Origin of the sequence: Pseudomonas atacamensis (assembly GCF_017167965.1) — a bacterium.
In the GTDB taxonomy this organism is placed as follows: Bacteria; Pseudomonadota; Gammaproteobacteria; order Pseudomonadales; family Pseudomonadaceae; genus Aquipseudomonas; species Aquipseudomonas atacamensis.
Genome location: NZ_CP070503.1, coordinates 2617537 through 2629247, shown reverse-complemented (window position 1 = coordinate 2629247; position 11711 = coordinate 2617537). Strand labels below are relative to the sequence as shown.

At 60.9% G+C, this 11711-nt stretch carries 8 protein-coding genes; 3 read left to right on the top strand and 5 right to left on the bottom strand.

Annotated elements, in window-relative coordinates:
• Window positions 1-15 precede the first annotated feature (15 nt).
• The 3 genes from JWU58_RS12085 to JWU58_RS12075 form a co-directional block, all read right to left on the bottom strand.
• Window positions 16-1596, bottom strand: coding sequence for an aldehyde dehydrogenase (NADP(+)) (locus JWU58_RS12085; RefSeq protein ID WP_206422031.1), 1581 nt, complete (start codon window positions 1594-1596; stop codon window positions 16-18).
• 9 nt (window positions 1597-1605) lie between these two features.
• Entirely contained in the window at window positions 1606-2598 is a 993-nt protein-coding gene (gene araD1 / locus JWU58_RS12080; protein ID WP_110603690.1) for an AraD1 family protein, read from the bottom strand.
• Window positions 2599-2754: 156 nt separating this feature from the next.
• Complete coding sequence (locus JWU58_RS12075) at window positions 2755-4077, bottom strand: MFS transporter (protein WP_071172697.1); 1323 nt, start codon at window positions 4075-4077, stop codon at window positions 2755-2757.
• Between the two features lie 192 nt (window positions 4078-4269).
• Between JWU58_RS12075 and JWU58_RS12070 the strand changes: the two genes are divergently transcribed.
• Together JWU58_RS12070 and JWU58_RS12065 are read left to right on the top strand one after the other, a co-directional pair.
• Window positions 4270-6006, top strand: a complete 1737-nt coding sequence (locus tag JWU58_RS12070; RefSeq protein WP_206422030.1) for an IlvD/Edd family dehydratase — start codon at window positions 4270-4272, stop codon at window positions 6004-6006.
• 196 nt (window positions 6007-6202) lie between these two features.
• A complete protein-coding gene (locus JWU58_RS12065; RefSeq protein ID WP_024013185.1) occupies window positions 6203-6922 on the top strand; it encodes a FadR/GntR family transcriptional regulator in 720 nt (239 codons plus the stop codon).
• A gap of 307 nt (window positions 6923-7229) precedes the next feature.
• Here the strand turns inward: JWU58_RS12065 and JWU58_RS12060 are convergent, their stop codons facing one another.
• Together JWU58_RS12060 and JWU58_RS12055 are read right to left on the bottom strand one after the other, a co-directional pair.
• The gene (locus JWU58_RS12060; protein WP_206422029.1) at window positions 7230-9614 is read right to left on the bottom strand and encodes an efflux RND transporter permease subunit; all 2385 of its coding nucleotides are present in this window, start codon (window positions 9612-9614) and stop codon (window positions 7230-7232) included.
• A complete protein-coding gene (locus JWU58_RS12055) occupies window positions 9611-10654 on the bottom strand; it encodes a WD40/YVTN/BNR-like repeat-containing protein (protein ID WP_016775010.1) in 1044 nt (347 codons plus the stop codon). Before JWU58_RS12055 ends, JWU58_RS12060 begins: the two co-directional genes overlap by 4 nt.
• 450 nt (window positions 10655-11104) lie before the next feature.
• Between JWU58_RS12055 and JWU58_RS12050 the strand changes: the two genes are divergently transcribed.
• Window positions 11105-11695: an amino acid synthesis family protein gene (locus JWU58_RS12050; RefSeq protein WP_136492518.1), complete on the top strand. Its 591-nt coding sequence runs from the start codon at window positions 11105-11107 to the stop codon at window positions 11693-11695.
• Window positions 11696-11711 lie beyond the last annotated feature (16 nt).

Genomic DNA, 11711 nt, shown 5'->3' with positions numbered 1-11711 from the left:
AAATTACGGTGCTGGCTAGATCGCCTCACGCGATGGCTTGCCATCCACCAGACGCTGAATCCGCAGCGGGTTGGCGTTTTTCAGCGGTTCGGGCAGCAAGCTGTCCGGGTAGTTCTGGAAGCACACCGGGCGCAGGAAGCGATCGATCGCCAGCGTGCCCACTGACGTGCCGCGCGCATCGGACGTCGCCGGGTACGGCCCGCCGTGCACCATCGAATCGCACACTTCGACACCGGTCGGATAACCGTTGAGCAGGATGCGCCCGACCTTCTGTTCCAGCAGCGGCGTCAGCTCGGCGAATTGCTCGAAGTCAGACGGCTCGCCGATGATCGTCGCGGTCAACTGACCGTGCAGGCCGTGCAGCGCTGCGCTCAGTTGTGCCTGATCGGCCACTTCGACGATTACTGTGGTGGGGCCGAACACTTCTTCCTGCAGCACTTCATCGCCGTTGATCAACAGGCTGACATCGGCCTTGAACAACTGCGGCTGCGCCTGATTGCCCTGCTGCGGATTACCGGCCAGATGCTCGATGCCGCTGTGGGCCAGAAGCTTTTCCAGGCCTTTGCCATAGCTGCCGAGGGTACCGGCGTTGAGCATGGTTTGCGCCGGTTGATCACCGATTGCAGCGGCGACTTGCTGTACAAACGCGCTGAACTGCGGCGAGCGAATACCGATGACCAGACCCGGGTTGGTGCAGAACTGACCGCAACCCTGAACCACCGAAGCGGTGAGGTCACGCGCAACGGTTTCCGAACGCGTGGCCAGTGCCTGCGGCAGCACGATGACCGGGTTGATGCTCGACATCTCGGCGAACACCGGGATCGGTTGCGGACGTGCGGCAGCCATGTCGCACAAGGCGCGACCGCCCTTCAGCGAACCGGTGAAACCAACGGCCTGAATCGCCGGATGCTTGACCAGCCATTCACCGACGCCGCCACCGTAGATCATGTTGAACACGCCGGCGGGCATACCGGTTTTTTCTGCGGCACGAATGATCGCGTCGGCGACCAGTTCAGCGGTGGCCATGTGGCCGCTGTGCGCCTTGAATACCACCGGGCAACCGGCGGCCAGTGCTGCTGCGGTATCGCCACCGGCAGTGGAGAACGCCAGCGGGAAGTTGCTCGCACCAAACACGGCGACCGGGCCGAGGCCGATGCGGTACTGACGCAGATCCGGACGTGGCAGCGGCTGGCGATCCGGCAATGCCTGATCGATGCGTGCGCCGTAGAAATCACCGCGACGCAGAACTTTGGCGAACAGACGCATCTGCCCGCTGGTGCGACCACGCTCGCCCTGAATGCGACCAGCCGGCAGCGCGGTTTCGCGGCAGACCACGGCGACGAAATCGTCGCCAAGCGTATCGAGTTCATCGGCGACCGCGTCGAGGAACTGCGCGCGACGTTCGGCGCTGAGGCTGCGATAGGTCGGGTAAGCCGCAGCGGCGGCCTTGGCGGCGGCGTCGACTTCTTCGGCCGTGGCCTGAATGAAATCATGCGGCAGGGCTTCGCCAGTGCTGGCGTCGAGCGAGTGCAGTTTGACGCTGCCGGCGGCGCTACGCTGACCGCCGATGTAGTTGTGACCGAGAATCTGAGTCATGGGATCTCCTTAAAGGGTGCCGATGCTGTCCGGTTCAAAAGCCGCCTGAACCGGTGCGATACCGTTGACCAGCGGTGCGCCGAAGTCGGCCTGGCTGATCTCGAACGTGTCGCCCGGCTGGGTGCGGATGCCGTCGGCAAACGACAGGGTCGCAGTGCCGAAAAAATGAATGTGCACGTCGCCCGGACGCAGGAACTGACTGTATTTGAAGTGGTGGTACTCGAGGTTCGCCAGGCTGTGGCACATGTTGGCCTCGCCGCTGAGGAACTCGTTCTGCCAGAGCACTTCGCCGTCACGCAGGATTCGGCTGGTGCCGGCAAGGTGTTGAGGCAATTCACCGGTACGAAGTTCCGGGCCATAACTGCAACTGCGCAATTTCGAGTGCGCGAGGTACAGGTAATTCTTGCGCTCCATGACGTGGTCGGAGAACTCGTTACCGACGGCGAAACCGAGGCGATACGGCTTGCCATCGTTGCCGATGACATACAGGCCGGCCATCTCCGGCTCTTCGCCGGCGTCCTCGGCGAACGGCGGCAGCGGGAACGGCTGCCCCGGACGCACGACAATGCTGCCGTCGCCCTTGTAGAACCACTCTGGTTGCACGCCGGCCTGCCCCGCCGCTGGTTTACCGCCCTCCACGCCCCATTTGAAAATGCGCATGGTGTCGGTCATCGCCGCTTCATCGCCGGCCTGCTGGTGCATCTTGTCCCGGGCCGAAGCACTGCCCAGATGGGTCAGACCAGTACCGCTGACCAGCATGTGCGCCGGGTCCGGGTGATCGAGTGGCGGCAGGATGCGCAGGTCTTTGAGCAACTGCCCATAGTCGTGACTGGCGCCGAGGCCGAGGCTTTGCACTTGCTGCTCAAGCGAGCTGCCGGCCTCGATCGCGGCCAGGGCCAGATCACGGACACTGCGGGCGTCCTCGACTTCGCGGACCTGACCGTTGTCGACCACGCCGACCCGGCGCTCGCCGTTGGGTAATTCGAATTGAACCAGATGCATATGTCCTCTCCTTTATCCAAAATTCCGAAACACCGCAAAACCCTGTGGGAGCTGGCTTGCCAGCGATAGCAACCTGTCTGACGCATCAATGTTGGATGTGCCGCCGTCATCGCTGGCAAGCCAGCTCCCACAGGGGTGGTAATTGATCCATAGGTGTCAGGTTCGGGTCGCGCCACGGGCGCTGGCGGCAAACTGGTCGACGGGCAACACGTGTTTGCGCTCCAGCACGCGATAAACGACGCCGGTCAGAATCAGCCCGAACACCATCACGCCCGAGAGGAAGTAGAGTCCGGACGCCAGATTGCCGGTGTATTCCTTCAACGCGCCGATGACGAACGGCCCGATGTAACCGCCGAGGTTGCCCACCGAGTTGATCAAGGCAATCCCCGCCGCGGCACTGGCGCCAGCAAAGAAGCGACCGGGCAAGGTCCAGAACACCGCTGTGCACGAGAACAACGCGAACGCCACCAGACACAGCGCCGCCAGTTGCGCTACCGGCAGCGACAGCCAGGCACTGAGGAACAGGCCCAGCGCACCAAGCACATAGAGCACCGCCAAGTGGCCGTAGCGATCATTCAAGCGGTCGGAACTGCGCGGAATGATCAGCAGGCCGATGATCCCGAAAATGTATGGCACCGAAGAAACGAAACCGGTCACCAGATCGCTGCCGCCGAACTGTTTGATCAGCGTCGGCAGCCACAGGCCGAGGCCATAAATGCTCAGGGTCACCGGCAGATAGAAAAGCGCCAGCAGCAACACGCGTTTGTCTTTCAGCGCATGCAGTGGATTGCCGTGACGGGTCTGGCCGTACTCCTGCAAGTCCTTTTTCAGTTCGCCGGTCAGCCAGTCTTTTTCCGCCTGATCCATCCACTTCACTTGCTGCGGGCCGTCCGGCAGCCAGCGCAGGACCGGCCATGTCAGCAGGATCGCCGGGGTGCCGATGACGATGAACAGCCACTGCCAGCCATGCAGACCAAGGATGCCGTCCATGCCCAGCAAACCGCCGGACACGGGACCGGTGATCATCATCGCGATGGGTTGCGAGAGGATGAACAGGCCGAGGATCTTGCCGCGATGGCGCACCGGGAACCATTGGGTGATGTAGTACAGCACGCCGGGGAAGAAGCCCGCCTCGGCCGCGCCGAGCAGAAAGCGCATCACATAGAAGCTGTGCGGCCCTTGCACAAAGGCCATGCCGATGGTGATCGCGCCCCAGGTGATCATGATCCGCGCGAACCAGCGCCGCGCGCCGAAGCGTTCGAGCATCAGGTTGCTGGGAATCTCGAGAAGAAAATAGCCGATGAAAAACAGCCCGGCACCGAGGCCATAGGCGGCGTCGCCGATGCCAATGTCGGCGCCCATGTGCAGCTTGGCGAAGCCGACGGCGGAGCGATCCACATAGGCGATCAGGTACAGCAGGATCAGGAAGGGAATCAGTTTCAGTGTGATGCGCCGGACAAGCCGCAATTCCTGGCTCATGAGATCGGTCTCCGATTGTTGTTTTTATAGAACCTCGGGGGACGCCTCTCGCCAAACCAGCCAAGGCCATCCCACCGTCGAAAACGACTATATAGTAATACTAATTACCCAACAACTCTTCCAAAGCGCGGATTTTGAGCTTAGATTAAGCGTCAGCTCGCAAACAATAGTCTTACAATAAGAGAATCGATCATGTCTGATAAGAAACCCACCCTGCGCTCCGCCCAATGGTTTGGCACGGCCGACAAGAACGGCTTCATGTACCGCAGCTGGATGAAGAATCAGGGCATCGCCGACCATCAGTTCCACGGCAAGCCGATCATCGGCATTTGCAACACCTGGTCGGAACTGACCCCGTGCAACGCGCACTTCCGCCAGATCGCGGAGCACGTCAAACGCGGGGTGATCGAGGCCGGTGGTTTTCCGGTGGAATTCCCGGTGTTCTCCAATGGCGAATCGAACCTGCGCCCGACCGCCATGCTCACCCGCAACCTGGCGAGCATGGACGTTGAAGAAGCGATTCGCGGCAACCCGATCGACGGCGTCGTGCTGCTCACCGGTTGCGACAAAACCACTCCAGCACTGCTGATGGGCGCGGCCAGTTGCGACGTGCCGGCCATCGTCGTCACCGGCGGCCCGATGCTCAACGGCAAGCACAAAGGCAAGGATATCGGCTCTGGGACCGTGGTCTGGCAGCTCAGCGAACAGGTCAAGGCCGGCACCATCACCATCGATGACTTCCTCGCAGCCGAGGGCGGCATGTCGCGTTCGGCGGGCACCTGCAACACCATGGGCACCGCGTCGACCATGGCCTGTATGGCTGAAGCGCTGGGCACTTCGCTGCCGCACAACGCGGCGATTCCGGCTGTGGATGCGCGCCGTTACGTGCTGGCGCACATGTCCGGCATGCGTGCGGTGGAGATGGTGCGTGAAGACCTGAAATTGTCGAAGATCCTCACCAAGGAGGCCTTCGAAAACGCTATTCGTGTCAACGCTGCCATCGGCGGTTCGACCAACGCCGTGATCCACTTGAAAGCCATCGCCGGACGCATCGGCGTCGAGCTGGACCTGGACGACTGGACCCGCATCGGTCGCGGCATGCCGACCATCGTCGACCTGCAACCGTCCGGGCGTTTCCTGATGGAAGAGTTCTACTACGCCGGTGGCTTGCCAGCGGTACTGCGTCGCCTCGGTGAAGCCAATCTGATCCCCAACCCGAATGCACTGACGGTCAACGGCAAGTCCATCGGCGAAAACACCAAGGACGCGCCGATCTACGGCGAAGACCAAGTGATCCGCACCCTCGACAATCCGATTCGCGCCAACGGTGGCATCTGCGTGTTGCGTGGCAATCTGGCGCCGTTGGGCGCGGTGCTCAAGCCGTCCGCCGCCACTGCTGAACTGATGCAGCATCGCGGGCGTGCGGTGGTGTTCGAGAACTTCGACATGTACAAGGCCCGGATCAACGATCCGGAGCTGGACGTCGATAAGGATTCGATTCTGGTGATGAAGAACTGCGGGCCGAAGGGTTATCCGGGCATGGCCGAAGTCGGCAACATGGGCCTGCCGGCCAAGCTGCTGGCAGAAGGCGTGACCGACATGGTGCGCATTTCTGACGCACGCATGAGCGGCACCGCGTACGGCACGGTGGTTTTGCACGTCGCCCCGGAAGCCGCAGCCGGCGGGCCTTTGGCGGCAGTAAAGGAAGGCGACTGGATCGAACTCGATTGCGCAAGCGGCCGTTTGCATCTGGACATTCCGGATGCTGAACTGGCCGCACGCATGGCCGATCTGCAAGCACCGCAGCAATTGCTGGTGGGCGGTTATCGTCAGCTGTACATCGATCACGTGCTGCAGGCGGATCAGGGTTGCGACTTTGACTTCCTGGTTGGCTGCCGAGGTGCCGAGGTTCCGCGCCACTCTCATTGACACCCCACTGATCGTTCCCACGCTCCGCGTGGGAATGCAGCCCGGGACGCTCCGCGTCCCTTTCAGAGCTGGAACGCGGAGCGTCCCTTGAGGCATTCCCACGCAGAGCGTGGGAACGATCATTGCCTACCTCAAGATTGTGCCGTGCCTGCTATGATGCGCGGCATCTCCATCGCTCAGGATCGCGCCACTCCCCATGGATTACCGCAAACCTTCCGACCGTAAAAGCATGCACTCGCGCATCGTCCAGGAACTGGGCATGCAGATCGTCTCCGGACGCTTTTTGCCCGACGACAAACTGCCCGCCGAAGCCCTGCTTTGCGAGGAGTACGCGGTCAGTCGGCCGGTGTTGCGCGAGGCCACCCGAGTGCTGGTGGCCAAGGGTCTGGTGTATTCCAAACCGCGCGTCGGCACCGTGGTCAAGGCGCGCCGCGAATGGCACATGCTCGACCCGGACGTGCTGCACTGGCTGATGCAGAGCAGCCCGCAGAATGAATTCTTCAACGTCCTGACCAGCGTGCGCAGCATCATCGAACCGGCAGCGGCCGCCCTCGCCGCTCAGCATGCAACCGATGCCGACATCGCCGCGATCAACGAAGCCTACCAACGCATGGAAGCCGCGCCGACCCCGGAAGCGCTGTTGCAACCGGACCTGGACTTCCACAGCCGCATCGCCGATGCGACGCACAATGACCTGCTGGCGAACCTGTGCAACATGTTGGCGGTAGCAATTGCCGAGGCGTTGAAGCATTCCAATCAGCGGCCGAATCTGCATGAACTGGCGTTGCCCAGGCACAAGGCGATTCTGACCGCCATCGAGAACCGCGATGCCCTGGGCGCCCGGCATGCGACGCTGGTGCAGCTGGATGATGCGCGTAGTGCGTTGAGTGTTGTGCTTGGCGCAGAGCTTTCTTAGGGCTTGAGATCGCTTGCCCTCACCCTAGTCCTCTCCCAGAGGTAGAGGGGACCGATTGGGGGATATTTGAAATTTACGCCGACTTGAACGATTTGCGCTGAATCCAACATCGCTTGGTATTGCAGGTCCAGTGATTTGCTTTGAATCCATAATCGACTCGATCTTTCAGGTCGGTGTATGGCGAGAGACACCGCGGTCAGTCCCCTCTCCCTCCGGGAGAGGGCTAGGGTGAGGGGCTCTTGATCTTGAAGCACAAAAAAAGCCGCAACCCCTCAAGGTTGCGGCTTTGTCGTTTCAGGCTTTCAGATCAATGAGCAAACAGCGAATTGCCCTTCTGCCCCGCCAGCTTCTCAGGCTTGATCAGGAACTTGGCCAGCGCCGGCAGCAGCCACAGCGCGCCGAACATGTTCCACAGCAGCATGAAGGTCAGCATCAGGCCCATGTCGGCCTGGAACTTGATCGCCGAGAAGATCCAGGTGCACACGCCGATCGCCAGGCACAGGCCGGTGAACAGCACCGCTTTACCGGTCGACTTCAGGGTCTGGTAATAGGCTTCCTGCAACGGCAGCCCGGCACGCAGGAAACTTTCGAGGCGGCTGTAGATGTAGATGCCGTAATCCACGCCGATCCCCACACCCAACGCCACCACCGGCAGCGTCGCGACTTTCACGCCGATGCCCATGAACGCCATCAGCGCGTTGCCGAGCACCGAGGTGAGCACCAGCGGCAAGACGATGCACAGGGTCGCTGCCCATGAGCGGAAGGTGATCATGCACATCACTGCCACGCAGATGTACACCAGAATCAGGATGGTCAGCTCAGCCTGTTTGATGACTTCGTTGGTGGCCGCTTCGATCCCGGCGTTACCGGCAGCGAGGATGAATTCCAGGCCGTCCTTGTTGTTTTCCTTGGCGAACTCCTGCACCGCGTTGACAGCACGATCGAGGGTTTCAGCTTTGTGATCGTTAAGGAACACCAGTACCGGTGCCAGCGAGCAGCTGTTGTTGTACAGGCCATCGGCGCGGGCGATCGAGTTGTTCAGTACGTCCGGGTTGCGCGACAGGGTTTCCCATTTCAGGTTGCCCTCGTTCATGCCCTTGATCATCTGCTTGGACACGGTCACCAGCGAGATCGCCGACTGTACGCCCTCGGTGTTCTGCATCTTCCACATCAGCTGATCGATCGGCGCCATGGCTTCGTAGCGCGAGCAGCCTTCGGCTTTGGTCTTGACCATCACCACCAGCACGTCGGAGCTGGTCGAGTAGTTGCTGATGATGAAGTTGTTGTCCTTGTTATAGCGCGAGTCCGGACGCAGTTCCGGCGCGCCCTGGTCGAGGTCGCCGATCTTCAGGTTCTGGCTATACCAGAGGCCGCCACCGAAAGCGATCAGGGCCAAGGCTACCGAAATCGGCGCGACTTTCGGGCTGGCGAAGTTCGACAGCAGGCGCCAGAACGGGTGCTCACGGTTCGCATCTTTCTTGCTCTTGGCAATCGCGCGCTTGCTGATGCCGACATAGGAAATCGCCACTGGCAGCAGGATCAGGTTGGTGAACACGATCACCGCAACGCCGATAGACGCGCCGATCGCCAGTTCACGGATCACCCCGATGTCGATGATCAACAGGGTGATGAAACCCACCGCATCGGCCAGAATCGCGATCATCCCCGGCAGGAACAACTGGCGGAAGGTGCGTCGTGCAGCGGTCAGGGCGTTATCGGCCTCGCTGGATTGCAGGGCGATACCGTTGATCTTCTGCACGCCGTGGGAAATGCCGATGGCGAAAATCAGGAACGGCACCAGCATCGAATACGGGTCGAGCCCGAAGCCGAGGAAGTGCATCAACCCGAGCTGCCAGACCACCGCCACCAGCGTTGTGCTCAACACCGCGATGGTGCTGCGCAGGCAGTTGGTGAACCACAGCAGCAGAATCAGGGTGATGACGAAGGCGACACCGAAGAACAGCACCACCATCACCAGACCGTCGATCAGGTCACCGACCTTCTTGGCGAAACCGACGATGTGGATCTTGATGTTGGGGTTCTGCGCTTCGAACTTGTTGCGGATCTTGTCTTCGAGCTCATGGGAGAACTGGCGATAGTCCAGCGCCAGCAACTTGCCCTGATCCTGCGGGTCCGGATAGGCCTCGAGCAGCGGGATGTCGACGATGCTCGACTTGAAGTCGTTGGCCACCAGACGCCCGACCTGGCCGGACTTGAGCACGTTGTTGCGCAGCAGATCGAGGCTGTCCTGCGAGCCATTGTAGCTCTGCGGAATCACTTCACCGCCGGCGAAACCCTCTTCGGTCACTTCGGTCCAGCGTACGCTCGGGCTCCACAGCGATTTGAGGCCGGAACGGTCGACGCCGGAAATGTAGAACACTTCGTCGTTGATCTGGCGCAGGGTCTCCATGTACTCCTTGGAGAAGATGTCGCCGTCGGTGGCCTCCACCGAAATACGCACGGTGTTGCCCAGGTTCGCCAGATCGTTGCGGTGCTCCATCATCTTTTCGATGAAGGGATGCTGCAGCGGGATCATTTTTTCAAAACTGGTCGACGGCCGAATCAGCGTGGCCTGCCAGAACAGGAAAATGCTCACCACCAGGCAGATCAGGATCACGGCCGGACGGTTATTGAAGATCAGGCGCTCGAGAACCGTCGCCTTTTCCTGCTGAGGAGTGATCAAGGAAGTCATAGCCCCGCCTTCTTGTTATTGGTCTCGGCACCGTTTGGCTGGGTGATGTGCAAACCACCCTGCCCGGTCAGAATCAGGTTGCCGTTGCCGGCGGCGGTGACCGACGACAGCGAAATGCGATCCGGGCGGTTGAACACGCTGAAGGTTTCGCCGTTGTCGCTGCTGCTGATCACCGAGCCGCCGTTACCGACGATGACGATCGAGCCGTCTTCCAGCAGCGTGCCGCCGGACAGGCCGAACTCCAGCGCACCGCGTGCAGCTTTGAGTTCGACCTGCTCCCAGTTGCTGCCGAAATCAGTGGAGCGATAAAGATTGCCGCGCAAGCCGTAAGCCAGCAGGGTCTGCGGCTGCGCCGTGCCGATCACGCCGAACAGTGAACCTTCGTACGGGCCTTCAAGCTTTTCCCAGGTCTGGCCGTCATCGGCGGAGCGGAACATGCTGCCGGACTCGCCGACGATAAACAGCCCGGCGTCTTTCACGGCGGCGATGGCGTTGAGGTGGAACTGGTCTTCGTTGTCGAGGCGATCGCTGACGTCTTCCCAGTGCTTGCCGCCGTCGGTGGTTTCCAGCAGCGTGCCGTAGGCGCCCACGGCAAAGCCGCTGCTGGCGTCCTTGAACCAGACGTCGAGCAGCGGCGATTCGCGTGCGAGGTCTTCGAATTGTTTGGTCCAGGTCAGACCGCCGTCTGCGCTGGCGAGAATCTGTGCGTCGTGGCCCACGGCCCAACCGTTTTTGTCGTCGACGAAATACACGGCGGTGAGCAGTTGCCGGGTTGGCACCTTGGCCTGGGTCCAGGTTTTGCCCTGGTCATCGGAATAGACGATGTGCCCGCGATCGCCGACCGCGACCAGACGCGCGCCAGCGTGGACGACATCAAGAATCAGGCTTTTCGCGGCCTTGGCCGATTCAGTGGCATAGACCACGTCAGCCGGGGCCTCGGCGGCAATCACAGGTGCCGATAACGTGGCGAAGCCCAGCAGCGAGAGTGCTGTGGCCAGCAACGCGGTGTTGCGTAACGCCGGCGGGCGGCAACGACTCATAGACCTTCCCCTATTTATTATTGTTGGGCCATCGGGCCTTCAAGGGCGCCGCAAGGGTGCTCAGCTACTGGCGTTTCAGAAGCATAGTCCTGAAACCCGCAATCCAGAGCCCCTTCGGAAGCTGGCTCATCCTATCGGGCTTTGCAAATGTCTGACAATCGGCGCCGCGTTATCTTTTGTTAACCGAAAGCGGCCCTCTGTAACCAAGGAATTCCCCTGTGGGAGCGAGCTTGCTCGCGAAAGCGCCGGGTCTGGCAATGAAGATGTCGACTGGAGGGGCCTCTTCGCGAGCAAGCTCGCTCCCACAGGGGTTGGCGGTAGCTTGGGAATTTGAATACATGACCATTCGCCGGGGTGATGAGGCAAATCTCGTCAGGGGGACTTGCAGGATCGGTATTATGGTATACCATCAGACGCACAGACATTCTCAATCCTCCAACGGAGCAGCTCATGAGTTTCGAAATTCGCAAGATCGTCAGCTATGTCGAAGAAACCTTCATTGAAGGCGACAAGGCTACTGACAAGCCGGTGACCATGGTCGGCCTCGCCGTGGTGATGAAGAACCCGTGGGTGGGCAACGGTTTTGTCGAAGACCTCAAGCCGCAGATCCGCGCCAACTGCTCCGACCTCGGCGCAATGATGGTCGAGCGTCTGGTCGGGATCATCGGCGGTGCCGAGAAGATCGAGGCCTACGGCAAAGCGGCGGTCGTCGGCGCTGATGGCGAGATCGAGCACGCGTCGGCGGTGATCCACACCCTGCGCTTCGGTAATCACTATCGCGAAGCAGTGAAAGCCAAGAGCTACCTGAGCTTCACCAACAAGCGCGGCGGCCCTGGCACTTCGATTCAGATCCCGATGATGCACAAGGACGACGAAGGCCTGCGTTCGCACTACATCACCCTGGAAATGCAGATCGAAGACGCGCCGCGTGCTGACGAAATCGTCGTCGTGCTCGGTTGCGCCGACGGTGGCCGCCTGCACCCGCGCATCGGCAACCGCTACATCGATCTGGAAGAACTGGCTGCCGAAAAAGCCCAGTAATCACAATAAAAAGGCA